The sequence below is a fragment of the Thermoplasma acidophilum DSM 1728 genome (assembly GCF_000195915.1).
Classification (GTDB): Archaea; Thermoplasmatota; Thermoplasmata; order Thermoplasmatales; family Thermoplasmataceae; genus Thermoplasma; species Thermoplasma acidophilum.
Map to the genome: position 1 here is coordinate 182,123 of NC_002578.1, position 19,502 is coordinate 201,624.

The 19,502-nt window shown below is 44.7% G+C and carries 20 protein-coding genes, 2 tRNA genes, 1 other RNA gene and 1 pseudogene; 14 read left to right on the forward strand and 10 right to left on the reverse strand.

Annotated features, from left to right (window positions below; translation table 11 throughout):
- Positions 1-57: 57 nt before the first annotated feature.
- Both TA_RS00905 and TA_RS00910 read left to right on the forward strand, forming a co-directional pair.
- Positions 58-603 carry a dephospho-CoA kinase gene (locus TA_RS00905; RefSeq protein WP_048162231.1) on the forward strand — a complete coding sequence of 182 codons (546 nt, stop codon included), beginning with the start codon at positions 58-60 and terminating at the stop codon, positions 601-603.
- 76 nt (positions 604-679) lie between these two features.
- Positions 680-753: transfer RNA gene (locus TA_RS00910), tRNA-Lys, on the forward strand.
- Positions 754-974: 221 nt separating this feature from the next.
- On the opposite strand, the pseudogene TA_RS00915 reads toward TA_RS00910, so the two are convergent.
- Positions 975-2,012, reverse strand: a pseudogene (locus TA_RS00915) (ammonium transporter).
- 985 nt (positions 2,013-2,997) lie between these two features.
- Here TA_RS00915 and TA_RS00920 point away from each other — a divergent pair.
- Together TA_RS00920 and TA_RS00925 are read left to right on the forward strand one after the other, a co-directional pair.
- On the forward strand, positions 2,998-3,357 hold the full coding sequence (locus tag TA_RS00920; RefSeq protein ID WP_048161459.1) for a YbjQ family protein: 360 nt from the start codon (positions 2,998-3,000) through the stop codon (positions 3,355-3,357).
- 12 nt (positions 3,358-3,369) lie between these two features.
- Entirely contained in the window at positions 3,370-4,086 is a 717-nt protein-coding gene (locus TA_RS00925; RefSeq protein WP_010900610.1) for a hypothetical protein, read from the forward strand.
- A gap of 140 nt (positions 4,087-4,226) precedes the next feature.
- Here the strand turns inward: TA_RS00925 and TA_RS00930 are convergent, their stop codons facing one another.
- On the reverse strand, positions 4,227-5,837 hold the full coding sequence (locus TA_RS00930) for a UbiD family decarboxylase (protein ID WP_010900611.1): 1,611 nt from the start codon (positions 5,835-5,837) through the stop codon (positions 4,227-4,229).
- A 6-nt stretch (positions 5,838-5,843) separates the two neighbouring features.
- Positions 5,844-6,497 carry a winged helix-turn-helix domain-containing protein gene (locus TA_RS00935; RefSeq protein ID WP_010900612.1) on the reverse strand — a complete coding sequence of 218 codons (654 nt, stop codon included), beginning with the start codon at positions 6,495-6,497 and terminating at the stop codon, positions 5,844-5,846.
- Between the two features lie 77 nt (positions 6,498-6,574).
- On the opposite strand from TA_RS00935, the gene TA_RS00940 reads away from it, so the two are divergent.
- A complete protein-coding gene (locus tag TA_RS00940; protein ID WP_241761861.1) occupies positions 6,575-7,747 on the forward strand; it encodes an MFS transporter in 1,173 nt (390 codons plus the stop codon).
- Positions 7,748-7,945: 198 nt separating this feature from the next.
- Here TA_RS00940 and cutA read toward each other — a convergent pair whose 3' ends face one another.
- The gene (cutA, locus tag TA_RS08385; RefSeq protein WP_010900614.1) at positions 7,946-8,110 is read right to left on the reverse strand and encodes a divalent cation tolerance protein CutA; all 165 of its coding nucleotides are present in this window, start codon (positions 8,108-8,110) and stop codon (positions 7,946-7,948) included.
- Positions 8,111-8,440: 330 nt separating this feature from the next.
- Here cutA and TA_RS08175 point away from each other — a divergent pair, with 330 nt between their 5' ends.
- The 3 genes from TA_RS08175 to TA_RS00955 all read left to right on the forward strand — a co-directional run bounded on the left by TA_RS08175 (position 8,441) and on the right by TA_RS00955 (position 9,765).
- Positions 8,441-8,620: a hypothetical protein gene (locus TA_RS08175; RefSeq protein ID WP_048161463.1), complete on the forward strand. Its 180-nt coding sequence runs from the start codon at positions 8,441-8,443 to the stop codon at positions 8,618-8,620.
- Between the two features lie 17 nt (positions 8,621-8,637).
- Entirely contained in the window at positions 8,638-8,826 is a 189-nt protein-coding gene (locus TA_RS00950) for a transposase (protein ID WP_048161465.1), read from the forward strand.
- Between the two features lie 585 nt (positions 8,827-9,411).
- Positions 9,412-9,765: a helix-turn-helix domain-containing protein gene (locus TA_RS00955; RefSeq protein ID WP_010900617.1), complete on the forward strand. Its 354-nt coding sequence runs from the start codon at positions 9,412-9,414 to the stop codon at positions 9,763-9,765.
- Between the two features lie 519 nt (positions 9,766-10,284).
- On the opposite strand, the gene TA_RS00960 is transcribed toward TA_RS00955, so the two are convergent.
- A tRNA-Arg gene (locus tag TA_RS00960) sits at positions 10,285-10,359 on the reverse strand.
- Positions 10,360-10,505: 146 nt separating this feature from the next.
- Here TA_RS00960 and TA_RS00965 point away from each other — a divergent pair.
- Positions 10,506-11,312 carry an SDR family oxidoreductase gene (locus TA_RS00965; protein WP_010900618.1) on the forward strand — a complete coding sequence of 269 codons (807 nt, stop codon included), beginning with the start codon at positions 10,506-10,508 and terminating at the stop codon, positions 11,310-11,312.
- Positions 11,313-11,343: 31 nt separating this feature from the next.
- Here the strand turns inward: TA_RS00965 and TA_RS00970 are convergent, their stop codons facing one another.
- Positions 11,344-11,928, reverse strand: a complete 585-nt coding sequence (locus tag TA_RS00970; protein ID WP_010900619.1) for a class I SAM-dependent methyltransferase — start codon at positions 11,926-11,928, stop codon at positions 11,344-11,346.
- Between the two features lie 57 nt (positions 11,929-11,985).
- Between TA_RS00970 and ffs the strand changes: the two genes are divergently transcribed.
- From ffs to TA_RS00980, 3 genes are all read left to right on the forward strand, one after another.
- Positions 11,986-12,289: signal recognition particle sRNA (ffs, locus tag TA_RS07950), an RNA gene on the forward strand.
- A 10-nt stretch (positions 12,290-12,299) separates the two neighbouring features.
- On the forward strand, positions 12,300-13,403 hold the full coding sequence (locus tag TA_RS00975; RefSeq protein WP_010900620.1) for an HD domain-containing protein: 1,104 nt from the start codon (positions 12,300-12,302) through the stop codon (positions 13,401-13,403).
- Positions 13,404-13,507: 104 nt separating this feature from the next.
- Entirely contained in the window at positions 13,508-14,128 is a 621-nt protein-coding gene (locus tag TA_RS00980) for an alpha/beta fold hydrolase (RefSeq protein WP_010900621.1), read from the forward strand.
- Between the two features lie 3 nt (positions 14,129-14,131).
- Here TA_RS00980 and TA_RS00985 read toward each other — a convergent pair whose 3' ends face one another.
- Together TA_RS00985 and TA_RS00990 are read right to left on the reverse strand one after the other, a co-directional pair.
- Positions 14,132-14,563 (reverse strand): OsmC family protein, encoded by a 432-nt coding sequence (locus TA_RS00985; RefSeq protein ID WP_241761862.1) that lies wholly within the window; start codon positions 14,561-14,563, stop codon positions 14,132-14,134.
- Positions 14,564-14,569: 6 nt separating this feature from the next.
- Entirely contained in the window at positions 14,570-15,145 is a 576-nt protein-coding gene (locus TA_RS00990; RefSeq protein WP_048161467.1) for an ankyrin repeat domain-containing protein, read from the reverse strand.
- Between the two features lie 160 nt (positions 15,146-15,305).
- Here TA_RS00990 and TA_RS00995 point away from each other — a divergent pair, with 160 nt between their 5' ends.
- Positions 15,306-16,421: an OFA family MFS transporter gene (locus TA_RS00995; protein WP_010900624.1), complete on the forward strand. Its 1,116-nt coding sequence runs from the start codon at positions 15,306-15,308 to the stop codon at positions 16,419-16,421.
- Between the two features lie 53 nt (positions 16,422-16,474).
- Complete coding sequence (locus TA_RS01000; protein WP_010900625.1) at positions 16,475-18,487, forward strand: (Fe-S)-binding protein; 2,013 nt, start codon at positions 16,475-16,477, stop codon at positions 18,485-18,487.
- Between the two features lie 94 nt (positions 18,488-18,581).
- Here TA_RS01000 and TA_RS01005 read toward each other — a convergent pair whose 3' ends face one another.
- On the reverse strand, positions 18,582-19,136 hold the full coding sequence (locus TA_RS01005; RefSeq protein WP_010900626.1) for a TATA-box-binding protein: 555 nt from the start codon (positions 19,134-19,136) through the stop codon (positions 18,582-18,584).
- 61 nt (positions 19,137-19,197) lie between these two features.
- Complete coding sequence (locus tag TA_RS01010; protein WP_010900627.1) at positions 19,198-19,500, reverse strand: metal-sulfur cluster assembly factor; 303 nt, start codon at positions 19,498-19,500, stop codon at positions 19,198-19,200.
- Between the last annotated feature and the right edge of the window lie 2 nt (positions 19,501-19,502).

The following is a 19,502-nucleotide window of genomic DNA, read 5'->3' on the forward strand; positions in this document are numbered from 1 at the left end:
TCTTTCAAAGTGCCTGTAGAAGAAATTTCATATGATGCCTGTGAATACGGCAGAGGTATGATAGTAGTCACTGGTATGCCCGGCGCAGGCAAGGATGAATTCGTAAAGGTGGCCAGAAGCCTGGGCTTCATAGATCTTCATATGGGAAACACCGTCAGAGAATTCGCAAAAAATGCGGGCATTCCTGAAATAGACCATGAAATAGGGAACTTCGCCACATCCGAGAGAAAAAAATACGGTATGGATATCTGGGCCGTCAGGACAGCGCAGAAGATAACCGATGACGGGCGTACTGTGATAGACGGCCTGAGAAATTATGAAGAACTGCAGTACTTCTCAAAATTTTCTGAGAACCCTTACGTTGTGGCCATATTTGCCAGCAGGAAGGACAGATTCAGCAGAATATTGAAGAGGGACCGGCCAGATGATATAAGGACTATGGAAGAGCTCATCGAACGCGACACCAGGGAGCTGTCCTGGGGAATAGGGAATGTCATAGCGCTTGCAGATTACATGATCGTTAACGATGACACGCTCGAGACCTTTCATGCAAGATGCAGAAAACTTCTTACGGAGAAATTCTCAATCAGCAATAAAATATGAGGTTCTTATACGCTGGCACATTTTGCAGAAATATGGGAAAGTTTTTATCGCTCGATTTAATCCGCTCTTGCACTGTGGGTCCGTAGCTTAGCTAGGTAGAGCGATGGACTCTTAATCCATAGGTCAGGGGTCCAAATCCCCTCGGACCCGCTATTAATCATGTTGATTTTGTTTTATTATGCTTAAAATTATAGAAAAATTGACATGCTTTTAGCTAAATTTCGCATATTTTTGTAATTTAGAGCTAATTCAGATATGTTTTTAGCTTTGTGAAAGATCCTATCGTGTATCTGAGGGAATACATTAAAAAAAGCATCATGATTCTGCAAGGGACTGCTTCACAACCTGATGCTTGTGAATGAATAGGCTACTTATGCCCCAGTATCTTTCGCAAGACGATTCGCAGGACGAGCTGGTGAGTATTCACTATCCCGAAGTATTCCGTTCAGCAGCAGGCTTATAGCATAAACTGATGCATATGAAACAGTAAAAACAAATGCACCGACAACCACCACGGCCATAGCTTCAAGTCCAAGCTGATGTAGTGCCATAATGCCACCGCCAAACAGTATCCCATTCGGAAGGTTTGAAGCACCAGAGGCATCTGCAAATGGTGTTTGTGTGAAGAATGCTATCATGAGCAGGCCAAATATACCGCCAACCATATGGCCGGGCAACACTCCTATGGGATCACTGTACCATTTGTGCTTGGAGAATATACTTTCCGCAGAGACAAATATTGGTCCACTGATAAGTCCCAAAATAATCGCACTCCCCGGGCTCACATAGCCGGCAAGAGGAGTTATGACTATGAGCCCCATCAGAACACCATTCACGGCGTATATCAACCCAGGATCCTGCTTTGAAACAAGGAATTTGGTAAGCATGGTTGAAACCATTGCAGAAGCGGCAGCAAGAAACGTAGTTATCACAACTATAACAGTTTCAGTTGTGAAGGCGAGTTCGCTTCCTGGATTGAAGCCAAACCAGCCAACCCATAACAGTATGATGGAAAGCGTTAGCCAGCCAGAATTCAGATTCAGGTTTTCTTTCTTCGACTCTTTCAGGCCCATTTTCTTTTATTCTTGCCATATTCGAACCATTATGGCAAGAGCAGCGAATCCGGAAGCGACATGGACTACTAGGCCTCCGGCGAAATCACGAACGCCTAGCTTATACAGCCAGCCAGTCGGATTCCATATCCATGCTGCAGGAATGGTCCATATAAATATGAAGTAAATGATCGAAAATAACATGAAAGCTGACATTTTCATCTTACGCAGTACTACTACGCTAACAAGTGCCAGTGTTACTGAGGCAAATGCCGTTTCAAAGAGAAAATACGTGCCTGTGGAAAGGCCGGTATCAAAGAATTTGGTACCTGTGAGCTTTACTGCAACTGTTTCCATCCGGAGCCAAATGCAGATACAGTCATCGTAAATACAAGAAGACCTGCAAGCAAAACCCAGAGATTATTTATAAAATCTGGTGATATCAGAATCACTTAGGGTGAAGTAATCGGCAGTGAGTATTTTAATTTTTATAGCAAATTAATATTTGTTTTTTTTAAATTTTGAGATAGTGTCGCAAATTTTGCGTGAGCGAATCACAGAAAGATCGTGAGATAAAATTCGTGAAAAAGTGAGGATGACTCTTTGAACGAACAAGGAGGTAGTGTATAATGCAATGTCTGAATAAATGTATCTGAAATATTCGATGGTGACGAAGTTTATGGAATCCCTGATGAGGAATAGGTATTTCTCAAGGAAAATGGTGGTAAACACAATTGATATTACAGGAGATGTCCCCTAACGAAGCATGGAAAGACCGAAGAACTTAAAGTATTAAGGGATTGTGATGGCGAGTTTCATACGTTACCCGGGAACTATGATCGAGTTATCGAAATAGAATATCCCGTACCATCGATGTATTAAAAAGGAATATCGACAAGGAAGATGAATCAGATACTTGAGGATCTTAGATTCACCTCCATAGGAGGAGACCGCAATGAAAATAATCCACCCCAGTACGGCGTAATTAAATGAAAAAATGGTCTGTCCGATCCAGGGGATTTCGTAAATGCCAGGACTCCATAACGGACATGTTCCAGAGGAGGTATCCCTGAGCATAAACAAAATTTAGGGCACTACATAGGCGGTGCGTAAGAAAACAATTGATATGAATTATAATTTATGCTCTCATTTGAACCTCACACGACCAGTTTTAACAGATGGCGATGTTCATAACCTAATTTGAGCTTTTTTTCATTATGATATAGCAATACGAATAAGCCTGCGCGTTCCTTTCGAAACACCGAAGTAATTTCATTTTTATTGGCAAACATTTAAATATATGTGTTCTATATTTAATAGAACAAACATCAGTGGTGAAGAAATGTCAGACGTTATTATGGTGAATACGGAATATATACCGGGAAAGCGTATTGTTAAGGTCTTCGGTACGATATGGGGTATAACCGTCAGGAGTAGGGGCCTGGGCGGAAATCTGGTCGCAGGGCTGCGTTCACTTGCCGGCGGAGAGATAAAGGAGTACACGAAGATGCTTTCCGATGCAAGGAACACCGCCATGGAGAGGCTGCAGAGCGCAGCAGAACAGATAGGTGCGAATGCGGTCATAAACGTACGGTTTGATTCTTCCGACATAGGCCAGGTTATGACAGAAATCGTGGCATACGGTACGGCCGTTCTTGTGGAGGACGTTACCGATAATATTCAGCGTGTCGGTCTTTCATGATGCGGTGATCTGATGGGTACGCCCCATACCATCAATCGCAGGGAAGCTACGATCGCTATCGGTATAGGCGTACTTTTCATGATCATCGCACTGATCGTGCAGGAGATAGCGCAGGATATCCCTGTATTTTTATTTCTGATAAAGGATCATTTCAGCACATCAGGCATTGTCGGCGAACTCTCCGTTTTCGAACTTAAAAATTCAATCCTTTATTCTCTGTATATCGGCCTTGCGGCTGGCTTCATACAGGAGGGCTTTACATTTCTTGCAGTTGATACCAGGGCAAGAAACATGGCATTCTTCATAGGCCTTGGGTTCTCGATTGTGGATATAGTTATTCTTTTCTTTGAAACATTCGTGGTCCCGGTGATTGAGATACACAGGTCGTTGATCTTAACACCATTTGAAGGCCTGCTTGTATCTCTCAACATAGTGTCATCTGTCCTGTTCCATCCAGGCACAGCAACATTCATGAAATGGGGGCAGATACGCGGGTTCGCTAGAATAACCTACATTATATCAGCTTTTTTGCACACCGCAATCGATGGTGGTGTCGTATACACGGATCTATATGTTATAATGAACCGATCTACTTATATCACTGCGAGTGCCATTTTCTGGACCGTCGCCATGTCCATATCGGTTATAATATTCATAGTCGGTCTTACGAAGCTTTCATCCGTGAGTGATGCAGATGAATTCAGGGTAGAAAAGCCTGTCGTGTTTTGAGGATCAGGACAGAACCTATTTTTTGAAAACCACTGCATCACATGGGTGCGATGAGATAAAGCATGCGGTAACCTAATATTATATTAGCACAGCGACTACCAATATCACTGTACTGCAGGCCAATACCGATTTTTCATAGATCAATGCTCACGTGCGTACTTTCTTGCAATACCAGAGACCTTTGAGATCACGTTCTGGGGAATAATAGGTGTTTCATGCAGATCTTTCCTCAGATCGACGATGATCCTGTCATCCTCTACACGCAGATCCCTATCGCAGTCTATGTTGAGTGCAAGCATCCATCCAACGCGATCCATATCTGACGCCTTTATTGTCCTTGGTACCAGGATGTTCACATCCGCATCCGACTCCTGATGCGATATCATAACTTTTCCATTTCTGGATGTCATTCGAACGCCTTCTGGAAGCCTCTCCACATCAAAGTGATTTCCGCTTCCTCTTGTTATGGCAATTAATTTAGAGTCTGTACCGTCATCTCTTGCTGTGGGATCCGAGCTTATGGTGTACAGATCCCTTATTATGGTCAGTGAACGATTGAAATTTTTTGTTTCGGCCAGGTTCAGTAGCATTCTCTCAAGAGTTAGATCGGTTTTTCCTTCGTTCACCATTACAACTTTGTTCCACAGAGGATCGTTGGCAATTGCCGATAGGGCTGTATTCTTGGCTAATCCTGGAAAAGGTGGATCAACGTAGCCCAGAGCGAGAAAACGCGATCCGTAATTTGGCCACACGATTCTGATATCATGCCCCTTGGGGCTGGTTTCTCTTATGATCCTGTTGACGCCGACGGATCGGGTAAATGAAAAGAGGTTAACATGCTCATAGGAATTGGATGGCATGATATCCACATAGATAGGATTCCTCCTCATAATGAGGCTTCTCACCTCGGCGACGCTTCTCGTTGAATCATAACCCATGTAACCGGTGTACTCAGCGAACGGTCCCTCATCGTATTCTTCATTTGGTATGTATCTGGCTTCTATCACTATTTCCGATGCGCTGGGCACTGGAACATCGTTCCTGAAGCCTTTTACGTAGTCGAAGCTGAAAATTCTCCCTATTTTCCTGTATTCATCGTCCATAAAGGCAGCAGCGGTAAGATAATGGATGGGCGGTGCACCTATTATTACGGACATCTCCAGAGATGATCCACTCTTCCTGCTCTGCTGAAGGTACGACCATAGGTGCCCGTGGCTCCCAGCATCGAAAGCGTATCTATCTTCAGATATGATCTGGATCCTTGTAAAGCTCAGATTTATCCTTTCTGGATCATTTGGATCTCTTGCAGCCACTATACCACCGGTTATGTATCTTCCATTACCTGTCTTTTTTCCGTCATTTTTGTAATGTCTTAACACTGGAAGCGAGAGGAGATTTGGTTTGTCTTCCGGGTACAAGTCTGCAGGGAGAGATCCTTTTATCTGTATATCAGGCAAAGAACCTTCTCCTGTTATTCTGGCCCATTTCCTGTAGAAATCGGCTTCATTTGCGGAACCGAGTATCTTCATCATCCTTTCTTCTGTTAAAAATAGACCAGTTATGATAGAGAATCCGGGAAAATTCTTTATACTATTGAATCTCATTATCTTTCCAGTCTTTTCCATCATTGAAGCCAGAGTTGAGATCTCGAAATTCGGTGATAGATCCTCGTTTACGTCAACAACATTCCCGGCAGTTTCCTCGTCTGATACGAATTCTCTTAGCACCTTACCATGCATTATCCCTGTCATGGGAAATCATCTCTTTTCAGCGTTTTTATTCTGTTTTCCGTTATTACTATCATCATTGCGGAAAAGGTTCAAACGTGATGTAGAAGGAAATCCCACCACGTATAGGAAGTGATCCTCTCTTGAATGATTGCTACTATCTTCCACTTCCTTCAGGAAACTCTCGTTCATTTCAGCATATTTCGCCATGGTCTCTCTGGATAACGAGGAAAATGACATGATGATGAGATCATCTCTTATTTCCTCTCGGTATATGTTCATCTCCCCAGGAGTGGCCATTGCCACCTGTTCAGCCATGATAGAGAATATGGCGGATGCCGTGGCCAGAAATGAGACCATCAGATTCCTGAGATCCTCGTCATCCATGACCATAAGTGCATTCTTGAGATCTTCGGATCCAACGCTTGCAAACAGATCCTCGTTTATGTAATAGTATTTTTCAACGTAGTTTCTGTTGGTTTCGGTTTTAACCTGTGTAATCACGCCATCAGACAGCATATCCTTTATTATCTGGTAAAGGTTCGATCTGCTTGTTTTTATGATCTTTGAAAGCTGCGTTACAGTCATGGGCCCATTTTTTATTATGAGTGTCAATATCATTAGCCTGGTCCTGTTGGCAAAATTTTTCAGCAGCAGATCGACATTTTTTCCAGATCCGTTCATGGTGGCATATTTTTATATAAGATAATAATCTACGTATAAGCTTGATTTATATGTATAATGAGAACATGAATAATGGGATGCCTCGCAATTTTCAGCTGACTGTTGCTAATGCAGCTATATCTAGGTTTGGGCTTTCGGCTTACAACCTTGTCATAATATGGGTTATACTGCAGGTCACAGGAAAGCCCGCGCTTGCAGGCCTGGCTGACAGCATGATGACATTTCCGCTGATGCTGAGCATAGTTGTCGGATCATTTGTGGATAGAATGTGGCTGAAGAAGGAACTGGCAATAAGTGCAGCAGTGATTCGGGTTGTTCTGCTTCTCTTCATCCTATTTGCCATCCACACAGGAAAAGATCTATACATCGCTGTTTCGATATTTGCTGCAACGTTCATTTTGGGTTTTACATCAGATGTAATAGATTCCGTTCGGTCTTCCTGGATGAAAGCTTTTCTGAGAGAAGATCAGTACAAAGCTGGATCCTCTGAGATGTCTTCAGCGACAATGATCGCGCAGGGTGTCGGTTTCATCTTATCAGGCATAATAATCGCCTTAGGCGATATCAGGTCGTTTCTCGTTCTAACACTGATATTTCTAATTTCGATATTGCCTATTCTTGCGATAAGGCATGCGAGATACGGTGGAACCGATACCATCCAGAATTACATAAAAGAAGGGATAAAGCTGGCTATCGGTGATGGCAGGATCAGGGAGGTCATAATAATAGGCCTTATTGGAAATTTTATAGTGGGCATGGCGGCCATCATGTTCATATCGCTTGTACAGGTAGGATTCAGGCTCCCAGCCATCTATGTATCCATGATATTCGGAGTTCTGGTATTCGGCATTGCGATCGGTTCCGTCGCTGGGAGTAAGATCACCGGAAATGTTGGAAGAATAAGCATTGCAATGTACGCCATTGTCGGGATTTCCTTTTTCTCAATATCGCTTGTTAAAAATGCACTCCTTGCCGTACCGCCTTCATTCATAGCCGGAATGGCCATGGGCATCGAGAATGTGGCGGTGAACACGTCGCTGATGAGGATAATACCAATAGATATGATGGCAAGGATACAGGGCGCTTTCAATACATTTGGCATTGCGGCCACCGCCGTCTCAAGTATTGTTGGTGGCTTTCTATACCAGTCTGCAGGCAGGATCTATTCATTTATGATAGTTGGGGTCTCCATGATTCTGGTTTCAGCCCTGATAAAGTTCTTGAGGAACTTTTCCAGCATGATTTATTAGAAAGTTAGAGGTTTGGGGAAAGCAGTAAAACTCAGATCTTCAGCGATGTGATACACGGACTTCCCCCAATAGAAGAGTTTATAATGTGTATGCAGACATAGAACAGTAGGGCTGGTGCGGTCCGAACTTACGCCTGTGGAGATCGCTATCTCGGGCTTGTCCGGTATATATCCGTACAGGCAGAAGTCGGTCTATGAATCAGGAAGAAGTTATGACGCCTCGGTATAGGGAGTGGCTCGATGTATCCTCCGCTGTCTTGAAAAAGCACATAATCTCCTGGTTTTCTTCTATATTATTTTTCCATCTATAGATTGATTTTACACCGGTGATAATGCTTATGCAGGCGGTAAAGCCAGATTCCATAGCTTTAGTTCAAACAATATTTGCTGTTTTCAAATCGTCAAAAGTTGTTATCACATAGTAAGGCATGAATTCATTATGCTTAAACACAATTTAATCTTGTCAGAATGAACGTTAGTGTTGAATAAGGAATAATAATGCGACATACCAACTGTGGGATGATATATTCTATGGATAGTGTCCTGAATTTTGTGTAAGGAGATCGTTGAAAGATCATGAAAAAAAATTCATGAAAAATAGAAGAATGCCTCCTCGAAGGGACGAGAAGGCAATGTATAATGGAATGTCCGGACAAAGATATTTAAGATAGCCCAATCGACAGTGAGGGAGTTCATGGAATCGTTAATGAGAATAGCGATAAAGGCAATTCTGGAAGAGAATGGTAAACACAACGAATACTACGAAAGGGATCTTTTAACGAGATACGGTAAAACAGAAGAACTTAAAGTATTCAGGGATCGTGATGATGTATTACGTATATATTCGAACCTTATCAACGATTTATCGGTATAGAGGATCTCATACTGTCGATGTATTCTAAGGGCATATCGACGAGGAAGATGGCAGATATACTCGACGAAGTGTTTCACAGCAGGTACAGCAGATCCACCATATCGAGGATAACTGACATAACTGTACCGAAGATAGAGAAATGGAAGAGGAGATCGCTCAACAGAAGGTACATAGCGATATTCATGGATGCCATGTTTTTTGCTTAGAAGGGAAACCGTGGAGAAGGAATGTACGATATTTGCCATGGGTATAGATGAATACGGTCAATACGAAATATTGGGTTTTTACATCAACCCGGTGGAGAATCATATAGCCTACAGGAACGTGAAATGTTTATCGCATCTCTGGACAAATTGCGAAATTAATTATGATCCATGTTGTTCCACGTCTAATAAATGGCAGTAAAGAGGGTATACAAACCCGAGGAGAAACTGAAGATCGTCCTTGAGGGGATGATCGGTACCATATCATTAACGGATTTATGCAGGAAATATGATCGAAACCAACAAGATTCTACCACTGGAAGGATCAGCTCCTAAACAGTGCGCCGGAGATATTAGAGAACCATGGTAAGAAAGTAAATGATAATCGCATCATGTCTGAGAAGTATGATGAGATTGCAAGGCTCAAGGCAACCATGGCTGACATCATATCAGAGAATTTAGATCTCAAAAAAGATTGGAGGACGCTTAAGGAGTAGCGAACGTATAAGATCGCATTTCTATGATATCCGTTGAACAGTTAGGAATACAGTTGAAAATTAAGGTTATTCCGTATCAAGGGTACTTTCCATGCTGGGATTATCCAGATCCTGGTACTATTCACAGATATCGTTCTCGCCCATCCTCGACGGAAGGTTCAGTCCTATGACGATAAGAGATGACGATGAATATATCATCATAGGATTCAAGCACCAGCATCCGAAGATGTCCTTCAGGGAGATCGCCTACACCCCGATAGAGGAGGATCTTGCATATCTTTCCCCTTCTGCAGTCTACAGGATACTGAAGAGGCACGATCTGATAACGCCCTGGAAACATCGGGTGTGGGAATCAACAAAACCGGAACATGCAAAATCCCCTGATGAGAAATGGCAGACCGATATAATGTATGTGAAAATTCAAAGCATGCATTCAGGAAGATGAACGGATACTAGAAATGCAGCGATGAGATCAAAGAGATGTTCAACAAGGGGTACCCTTTATAAATACACAGAATACTGTAGACGATCATCTGTCGAGCGACCTCACAGGTCAAGTGTTTAGACTGCTACCTATCCGACTCTCACGCTAACATCGTCATGCAAGCATGGTCAAAAGAACTTTTTATGGCATCTAAGGATTGCCATCGTAGCCTATGCTCCTCCGTCATTATAAGATCGTCTAGGAAACTTTCTGAAATAATTGTAAAAAACGATAAGGCAGTGTTCAAGGAAAATAAAGGAAAACCTTATCCTAAAAGAGAAATACGAATAAGGTTTATTTCAGAGATAAATGCAAAAGTATTGATATTTTTTTATAATATCTCAAAATTATGAACGATCATATGGGTGACTGACCAGAAAGCATTGGTACAGTTATCTTAGCATTATTTTACAAATTAAAATTCGTAAGACAAGAACAGCACTTTCTTTCTTATGATACCTTAAAGAACCAATAAAGATACGGGCCCGGTGGGATTTGGACCCACGATTCCCGACTTAGAAGGACGGTGCCTTATCCTAGCTAGGCCACGGGCCCAGTGAGGCTATTCAAATTCGTTATATAAAAGTTAGGAGGTGTGGAAAGAGGCTTGAAGCCAGAGAATAATTTGGGTAAAAAGAAGAATGGTCTTAACCAGACAATGGAAATAGATACAGCTTAATCCGATATAACGATTATAGTTCATGGACGAGAATAGAGGAAGCAGAATAGCCATAAACCTGACAGGAAAAATAGCACTTGTTACAGGTTCAAGTTCCGGTCTCGGAGCTGCCATTGCGAAGTATATGGCCAGAGCCGGCGCCAAGGTTGCAGTGCATTACCGCAGCGGAAAGGATCGTGCGGACGCGATCGTTGATGAGATAAAAAATGATGGTGGCTTCGCCATGGCGTTCTATGGCGATGTATCAAAGAAGGAAGATGTCCAGAAGCTATTCTCAGAAATAGACAGTAAACTCGGCACTGTTGATATACTTGTCAACAACGCTGGTATAGACGGTAAGCGAGAACTGGTTGGCGAAGATGATCCTGATGACTGGGAGAAGGTAATAGAGGTCAACCTCATGGGCCCTTATTACTGCGCAAGGGAAGCAGTTAAGCGCATGAAACCGAAAAAAAGCGGTGTGATCATAAACATAACGTCAGTCCACGAATACGTACCATGGTCCGGATACACAGCATACAGCAGTGCAAAGGCGGGTCTTTCTATGTTCACGAAGGCACTGGCACAGGAGCTGTCTGATTACAACATCCGCGTGGTTGCAATAGCGCCAGGTGCCATAAAGACACCCATAAACAAGGACGTATGGGGCAATCCCGAATCGCTAAAGGATCTGCTCAACAAGATAGCGATGCCGAGGCTTGGTGAAGTTGATGATATAGGCCAAGCAGCTGTCTTTCTTGCCAGCGATCTTGCCTCATACATAACCGGAACAACACTGCTTGTCGATGGGGGCATGGCTCTCTATCCGGATTTCAAGCATGGCGGATGAATGATCAGCGTCCAGAATAATCGGTAAGGAATCAATCTCTCTGAAACATGATCCTCATCATCTCTCCCCTTATCTCATATTTCTTTGTGAAACCCTCTATGTTCAACTTCTCAACGTCTTCCATCGTGAGCGCATGTTTTCCAGCGACCCTGTGGAAGCTCCTCAGATTTGGCCTATAGTATTCGTATACAGCCAGAACGCCATGATCGGAAACATACTTTGCCATGTTCCTTAGGCCATCTTCACGGCACTTCCAGTGATGAAATGAGATAGATGTGAAGACGAAATCGTATCTGCGATCGAAGGGGATCGATCTGCTGCTTCCTAATTCCGCCCTTACCCTTGATCCGAACTTTGAGAGCTTCTTCCTTGCGATGCTGATCATGTACGGCGATGGATCGATGCAGTCTACAGATATATCAGGGAATGCGGATAATATGAAGTAATCGGCTGTCCCTGTTCCACAGCCCACATCAAGTATGGCGGATGGTTTGAACCTCCCGACATCGTCAACAATGATGGCGTAGAGATCACGCAGAAAATGGTTTGATATCATACCATAGAAGTACGATGAAACCGGTCCGAACTTCTCCTCCCCTTCCTTGTAAAGATCCATGCATGTCCATATCGAATCATATGCATAAGCTTTTTACCGGTTCTTTTATATGGTTATTGCCAGACTTGGCCGGGGGGTTAGGCGTCCCCTGTACCCGAAGTCTAGATGCGGGGGCGACAGCCCGGTGAGACCACCTGGGTTTCTGCCAGGCCCTGCGGAATCAATGATCTCCTGTCCCTCTGGATCGGAGGCCCATGGACACGATCTCAAAGGAGAACGCGCCCATGGCTTGCCAGGGGAACGCGCCAGGCCCGGAAGGGAGCAACGACACCCTGGACTCTCGATGCTGGAGGGGTGCGGGGGTGAGAGGAAACAGGGGGTACCTGACAGGACGCCCAGACCGAACCGGGTGTGTCTGGCTTCTGATCGGCATGAATTCAAAGATAATCCAGGATCCTGTACACGGGCCCATACGAGCTTCAGATGCCATACTTGAGATGATAGACACTCCAGAATTCCAGAGGCTGCGCTACATAAAGAATCTTGGCCTCTGCTACCTGGTGTTTCCCAGCGCCAATCATTCCAGGTTCGAGCATTCCATCGGTACTTTCCATCTTGCTGGCATGTACCTTGACCATTTGGGAATAAAGTCTGAGGAAACGGCAATGGCAGCACTTCTGCATGACGTCGGGCATTTTCCATTCTCGCACACCATAGAGGACTTTTATCGTAAAAACAGGGGTGTGGATCACCTGGAGGAAGGCATTAAGATAATAAGGGGTGAAAGGGAAAGCAATATACCATCGATACTGGAAAAATATTCAATCGATGTGAAGAAGGTCGTAAGCATCCTGGAGGGGCGTGAGAATGTATTGTCTGAAATCGTCAGCGGGCCCATAGACGCTGATGAACTTGATTATCTGAGACGAGACTCATTCTACTGCGGAGTGTCCATAGGTTTTGTAAATCCAGCGAGGGTGATCAGCGTATCCGGCATTTACGATGGCAGGATGATCATCGAGGAGAAGGGTCTCTCGGACATAGAAAGCCTGCTGATATCACGCTTTCTGATGTATCAGGCCGTATACTTCCATAAGACCTGCAGAATAGCAAACAGGATGCTTGAGAGGGCTGCGATCATGTCCGAGGCCTATGACACCTACCGGCTCAGCGACCAGGAATTCACTCATCTCCTCATGTCGGATCCACGTTCAGAGGATATGATGCGCAACATACTGGACCGCAGGCTCATGAAGGTTCTCTACAAGGTGAAGTACGATGAAAGCCTTGCACATGACATTCTAAATGCAGTATCGGAGAAATTCATAGTGGATATAATACCGCCGCTGTCTTTCAGAGGAAAGGATAGGCTCAAGACACAGGTTGGCGTTCTGCTTGAAAACAGGATCGCCACAGGAGAGGAATCATCACCACTGGTAAACGCGCTGAATTCAGCGATAGATAGACGTTACATATACGTCTATGGATACCATGAGGATGAGAGGGATCTGAAGCGAGATCTGGCAGGAATCTGATACAAAAAGATCTTGTAAGATGTTGGTGATGCCAGGACCCAATGTTATCCATGAAAACTCTCCACAGATAGAATCATTGAAATCCTTATTTGTGATATACAGTCATGGCATTACAAGAAGAATTCATTGATGTGAATGGAACCAGGGTATTTCAGAGGAAGATGGTCACAGATTCGAACAGAAGAAGCATAGCGCTCTTCCACGGATACTCGTTCACCTCTATGGATTGGGATAAAGCCGATCTGTTCAATAACTACTCGAAGATAGGCTATAACGTCTACGCTCCAGATTATCCGGGATTTGGAAGGTCAGCCAGTTCTGAAAAGTACGGGATAGATAGGGGCGATCTTAAACACGCCGCTGAATTTATAAGGGATTACCTAAAGGCGAACGGCGTGGCGAGATCGGTCATAATGGGGGCATCCATGGGCGGTGGAATGGTCATAATGACTACATTGCAGTACCCGGATATAGTAGACGGCATAATTGCTGTCGCACCGGCATGGGTTGAATCCCTGAAGGGCGATATGAAGAAAATAAGACAGAAAACGTTACTAGTATGGGGTTCAAAGGATCACGTGGTGCCCATCGCCCTCTCTAAGGAATATGCATCAATCATATCAGGATCAAGACTGGAAATTGTTGAGGGATCTGGCCATCCAGTATACATAAAAAAACCTGAAGAGTTCGTGAGGATAACCGTTGATTTCCTGAGAAATCTCTGATCATCACACGAATTCGTAATCTACTATTTCCTCAACATTATTTCTTATTGCCCTCGATATGAAACAGTATTTTTCGGCCAGCTGCATTGCTCTCGGTATCTTCTCCTTATCCTCATCGTTCACTCCTATCTTCACATGTATTTTTATACGATGGAATTTGAAGCCCTTCTCTGGCGACGGCCCCAGTTCAGCGGTTACATGGCTGTTCCAGCTTTTCAGGTTTATCCCCATTCTGTCCTTGAACTCCAGGAAAGTCGTCAGGAGGCAGGATGCGAGAACGCTTGGGAAAAGCGTTTCAGGATAAAGTTGGCCTTCTGGACCGCCAAACTCTGGTGGAGAATCAACCTCGATCCTGTGATCTCCCACCGAAACCTCCGTTCTCCTGTCGTCGATCCATGATACATCACTTTCATACACATGCATTTGGTCTGCCACAGTATATCACCTACCGTTGGATAACGATGCGAGAACTTCTAATATTTCTTTTCTGCCAAAGGCCTCCGCAGCCTTCCACACGTTCTGAGCATTGTGGTTTTTTGCGTTCAGGTCGCAACCAGCCTCTATTAACATCTTGAGACATTCGGATCTTCCGTACTTAGAGGCAAGTATCGCAGGGGTATCTCCCTCATCATTTGATATATTTATATTGGCTCCGGAGGATATGAGCAGCTTGACCATATCTGTGTATCCGAATATTACTGCCCAGCAGATCGGCGTATTGCCGGCGCTGTCAGGTATATCAATGCTGCATTTCAGTGCGATGAGGCTTTTCGCTGATTCCATCCTGTTGTTACGCACAGCCCACATCAATGCCGTATTTCCTTCTATGTCCCTATCATCGATGTGGTCGTACCTTGCGGCGAAGAATTCTATCAGATCAGTCCTCCCGTACATGGCCGAGATCATCAGCGCATTCCTCTGATACAGATCCCTGTAATTCCATAGATCATCCGCCATTTCCTCTATCTTCTTTTTGTCGCCAGTTTTTATGGTGCTGATGAATGTCTGATCATCCATGCAGGTATGACATTCTGAAGGCTGATAAATGTTTCCCACGCTGAATTGCATTACCATTTATCAAAAATGGATCTTGCTCCGGTGCCTTTCGATGAGTTTCGGAACATCATTGATTCGCGATCATGGCAAATAATTAGAACATCAGAACAATTGAAGTTGTGTGAAGCGAGGCTATCTCGTAATAGCGCTTGTCGTAATGTCCATGAACTCGCTATACCAGTACTCATGGAATGTGTTAGAACCTATGATATCCATTGATCTGCACACATCCACGGTCTATGTCGAAGTGGCGTTTACGCTCTTCACAGTTTTTTCGACCACATTCCAGGGTGTTGGAGGATACTTTGCTGACAGGGATGGGCCGGCCAGGATAGGGATGATATCGGCGATTCTTTCAGCTTTTGGATTTTTGGGCGGATCCTTTGTGCATTCAATCTACGAATTTTATGCGGTCTGGTCCATAGGAAGCATCGGAGAAGGGATACTTTACGGGATAGCCACAAATCTGGCGGTTAAGTGGTACAGCAACATAAGGGGCTTTGCCGTGGGCATAGTTTCACTCGGCTTCGGCCTTGGATCCAGCGTCGCTAACGTTTTTCTTGTCCACGCGACCGGTTTCAGGGCGCCAATGCTTATCATAGGACTCATGGAAATAGTGTTAATGCCGATACTCATGTATCTAACCAGATATCCAGGCACGAGTCTGACTGGCGAGAGACCAAGGCGCAACCTCTCCAGCCCGGTATTCTGGATTCTGTACGCTTCCTTCGTTTTCGGTTCAGTTCCGCTCCTAGTCATATCATCATCATTCGGATACATAGGCCGTCATCTTCCTGCCCTGGAGTTTTCGCTGCTTGTGTCCATTTTTCCACTCATGAGCGGAATAAGCAGGCCGATGATCGGATGGCTATCGGACAGGATAGGGAGATCCGCAAGCGTCATGATGATCGATGTATTCATAATAGCGGGTTCAGCATTTCTTGTTGCGAGGCAGTACATACCTGCAATAGTGATCATAGGTTTCTTCGGAGGATCAATGATATCACTTTACTTTTCCTACATAGGCGATGTTTTCGGTACCAGGTTTTCAACCGCAAATAACGGTGTATTTTACACGGGAAAATCGATATCTGGATTCATAGGCAGCACCATATTTGCTCTCCTCTTTGCATATGACGTAAGCGTATCATTCATATTCGTTCTCATATCCGGTGTTATTGGTCTTGCATTGCTGATAGCATCACGTGGTGCCGTTAAAAAAAGGCAGGCTATGTGATAGAAACTTAATGGCTAAAAAAAGGTTAAAATACGCATAGCCCATATTCGAATATGACCATACCCGTAAGCCCCACGCTGGTTTTCATACCCGTACCTGAGCTCATAATACTCTATTCCATCTCATTTCCCGTTGCAATATTTGACATCTATATGTGGTACAGATCCTACTCGAAAAAGGGGATCAACTATGGGGTTATGTGGTCATATTTAACATCCAATTTTCCCAGGATGGTAAAGCAGTTCTTCAGCTACGCCATATTCCAGAGGAAGATAGTTAAGAACAGGTACGCTGGGATAATGCACCTGTTCATATTCTACGGTTTCGTCATATTGTTCATAGCAACATCCCTGATAGCTCTCTCGCATGATATTCTGAAGCCACTGATAGGTGTTGGGATCCTATACGGGACGTTCTACCTCATATTCGAGGTATTCACGCAGATTGGAGGCATAATTCTGATAATTGGCCTGATAATGGCCCTGGTTAGAAGGTTAACGAATTTCGTACCAATGCATACGACTTCTGAAGACTACATACTTCTCTCTGGCATACTTCTTCTTGCGCTGGAAGGGTTCTTCCTGGGCGCACTGAAAATAGCACTTTTCAGGGAATCATTCGATATATACAGGTTCGTCGAGTGGTACCTCAGCTACATCTTCCCATACGGGAGCTTCAGTCCTGCAGGTATAGCAGTATACAGGGATCTGTGGATGGCGCATGTGATCACGGCCTTCCTCGTTGCCCTGTATCTCCCATACTCAAAGCTCTTCCATTCCCTGCTTTCCCCCACGCACGCTACGAAGACGGTCATACATGGAAATTCATACGTTGGTACCCCATTCATACTGTCAGAGGTCATGGCATCTGGAAACTACGAGGTGAAGGTGGGTGCTAAGAATGTGAAGGAACTGTCTCTTGAATACATGACTGCGGCCATGGCCTGCACAGACTGCGGGCGTTGTGAGAGGGCATGCCCGGCATACGCTTCCGGCACTGGCTTAGATCCAAGGGCAGTAGTCCAGAACCTAAAGAAGACTGTTGGAACAGAGACGGATCTCGTGCCGGTCATACTCACAGAGAATGCCGCATGGTCCTGTACAACATGCATGGCGTGCGTGGAGGAATGCCCAGTACTCATAAGGCCATACAACTTTGTGACTGAAACAAGGCGCAACCTCGTAATGGAAAACAGAGTCTCAAAGGAGACTACGACCTATCTGACGAATCTGTACAATACGGGTAACCCGCTTGGAAGCTCCCCGATGGACAGGGACGACCTTCTGCAGTATGCTGAAAAGTACTCAGAGGATAAGGAGGTACTTTACTGGGTCGGCTGCATGGGAGCCTACGATCCAAAGGCAAAGGAAACGGCTATAGCCGTTATGGATCTGATGAAGAAGGCTGGCGTTAAATTCGGCATCCTCGGATCTGAGGAGAGGTGCACTGGAGAAACGGCCAGAAGGATAGGCGAAGAGGGGCTCTTTCAGACGCTGGCAACCGGAAATATAGAGACATTCAACAAATATGGGGTGAAGAAGATAGTAACCTCATGCCCGCACTGCTACAACACCTTCAAGAACGAGTACCCTGAGTTCGGGCTGAAGACAGAGGTAGTGCACCACTCCGAATTCCTTGCCCAGCTTATACGCGAGGGAAAGCTGAAGGTCAAAAATTCAGAAACTTTAACGACTTATCACGATCCGTGCTACCTTGGACGTGGAAACGGCGTATACGATGATCCGAGATTCATAGTCTCATCGTCATCGAACCTGGTTGAGATGGAAAAATCGAGAAACTCAAGCTTCTGCTGCGGTGCTGGGGGCGGTAACTACTGGTACAAGGTCGATAGCGAGAAGGCCATAAGCCATATAAGGATGGAACAGGCAATGAAAACAAACGCATCAAACGTTGCGGTTGCGTGTCCATTCTGCAATGCCATGCTCTCTGACGCAGCGAGAACCATGAACGTGGAGGATAAGATCCAGGTCAAGGATATAGCCATAATAATTCGGGAGAACCTGATAGAGGATCAGGGGAAAACTGAAAACAAAGGCACAAGCTGATTGGGCATTCAGGAAAAAGCTTCTAAGATCTGGGCATGGCCGAACTTGAATCGCAGGGTGATGCGATAAGTTCGGAATACTCCAGGATCTGTAATCAGATCAAGCCTACCTTCTGTAGTTCTTTCTTGACCTTTATTACGGCCTGTTCTATCTCGCTCTCCTCCTTTGCTCCGGTGCAGACAACCTTTCCTGAACCGAATAGAAGGAGAACCACTCTTGGCTCCTCAACCCTGTATACCAGACCTGGAAACTGCTCAGGTTCGTATTCAACGTTTTCAAGTCCAAGGGACATGGCTATATCTGTCAGATTGAGCTCTGATTCTAGATCGTAGACTGCCACGATGTTCTGTACTATTATCTGGGGATCGTCGTAGACTTCTATATCCGCTGCTTTGAGCTTGTCTATGATGATCTTTATTGTCCTCTTGACATCTTCGATATTCTTGGCACCAGTGCAGTTCACCTTTCCGCTCCTGAATATAAGCACAGCTGTCTTCGGTTCCTGAAGCCTGTATATGAGGCCTGGAAATTGCTCGGGTTCGTATTCTGATCCATCGAGGGCGAGTGCGATCCTGCTGAGATCCAGATGCTCCGCAAGTGATGTTGATGCCACTATATTCTCTATGGTGATCTTTTCTCTCTCACTCATAAGTTATCAGATGGTTTATATTTAAATGGTATTTAAAGATATGATTACTGCGGAAAAACGATCAATAATCTATGTTGAGTGCCTGTTTTGCCTCGTCGCTCATCATCTTCGGGTTCCATGGCGGATCCCATACAAGCTCTATGTCGCAGGCCTCTACCCCCGGAAGCTCTTCGACAACACGCTGTGCTTCGCTGAGTATCCAGGGCGTCACGGGGCACGTCGGTGCTGTCATGGTCATTTTTATGTAAACCCTGTTGCCGTTTATCTGTATATCGTACACGAGTCCGAGATTGACAACATCGTAACCTATTTCCGGATCTGAAACAGCCTTTAAGGCTTCTAGCACCTCCTCCTTAGTCACCATTA

What these genes read in the sequence shown, in the direction of transcription:
- TA_RS00955 (WP_010900617.1), top strand. Translation starts at nt 9,412, where the DNA reads ATGCTGGGATTATCCAGATCCTGGTACTATTCACAGATATCGTTCTCG.
- TA_RS01005 (WP_010900626.1), bottom strand. Translation starts at nt 19,136, where the DNA reads ATGAGTGAGAGAGAAAAGATCACCATAGAGAATATAGTGGCATCAACA.
- TA_RS00970 (WP_010900619.1), bottom strand. Translation starts at nt 11,928, where the DNA reads ATGGATCTTTACAAGGAAGGGGAGGAGAAGTTCGGACCGGTTTCATCG.
- TA_RS08175 (WP_048161463.1), top strand. Translation starts at nt 8,441, where the DNA reads ATGGAATCGTTAATGAGAATAGCGATAAAGGCAATTCTGGAAGAGAAT.
- TA_RS01010 (WP_010900627.1), bottom strand. Translation starts at nt 19,500, where the DNA reads ATGGTGACTAAGGAGGAGGTGCTAGAAGCCTTAAAGGCTGTTTCAGAT.
- TA_RS00905 (WP_048162231.1), top strand. Translation starts at nt 58, where the DNA reads ATGATAGTAGTCACTGGTATGCCCGGCGCAGGCAAGGATGAATTCGTA.
- TA_RS00965 (WP_010900618.1), top strand. Translation starts at nt 10,506, where the DNA reads ATGGACGAGAATAGAGGAAGCAGAATAGCCATAAACCTGACAGGAAAA.
- TA_RS00950 (WP_048161465.1), top strand. Translation starts at nt 8,638, where the DNA reads ATGTATTCTAAGGGCATATCGACGAGGAAGATGGCAGATATACTCGAC.
- cutA (WP_010900614.1), bottom strand. Translation starts at nt 8,110, where the DNA reads ATGGAATCTGGCTTTACCGCCTGCATAAGCATTATCACCGGTGTAAAA.
- TA_RS00975 (WP_010900620.1), top strand. Translation starts at nt 12,300, where the DNA reads ATGAATTCAAAGATAATCCAGGATCCTGTACACGGGCCCATACGAGCT.
- TA_RS00990 (WP_048161467.1), bottom strand. Translation starts at nt 15,145, where the DNA reads ATGGATGATCAGACATTCATCAGCACCATAAAAACTGGCGACAAAAAG.
- TA_RS00980 (WP_010900621.1), top strand. Translation starts at nt 13,508, where the DNA reads ATGGCATTACAAGAAGAATTCATTGATGTGAATGGAACCAGGGTATTT.
- TA_RS00935 (WP_010900612.1), bottom strand. Translation starts at nt 6,497, where the DNA reads ATGAACGGATCTGGAAAAAATGTCGATCTGCTGCTGAAAAATTTTGCC.
- TA_RS00940 (WP_241761861.1), top strand. Translation starts at nt 6,575, where the DNA reads ATGCCTCGCAATTTTCAGCTGACTGTTGCTAATGCAGCTATATCTAGG.
- TA_RS01000 (WP_010900625.1), top strand. Translation starts at nt 16,475, where the DNA reads ATGACCATACCCGTAAGCCCCACGCTGGTTTTCATACCCGTACCTGAG.
- TA_RS00920 (WP_048161459.1), top strand. Translation starts at nt 2,998, where the DNA reads ATGTCAGACGTTATTATGGTGAATACGGAATATATACCGGGAAAGCGT.
- TA_RS00925 (WP_010900610.1), top strand. Translation starts at nt 3,370, where the DNA reads ATGGGTACGCCCCATACCATCAATCGCAGGGAAGCTACGATCGCTATC.
- TA_RS00930 (WP_010900611.1), bottom strand. Translation starts at nt 5,837, where the DNA reads ATGACAGGGATAATGCATGGTAAGGTGCTAAGAGAATTCGTATCAGAC.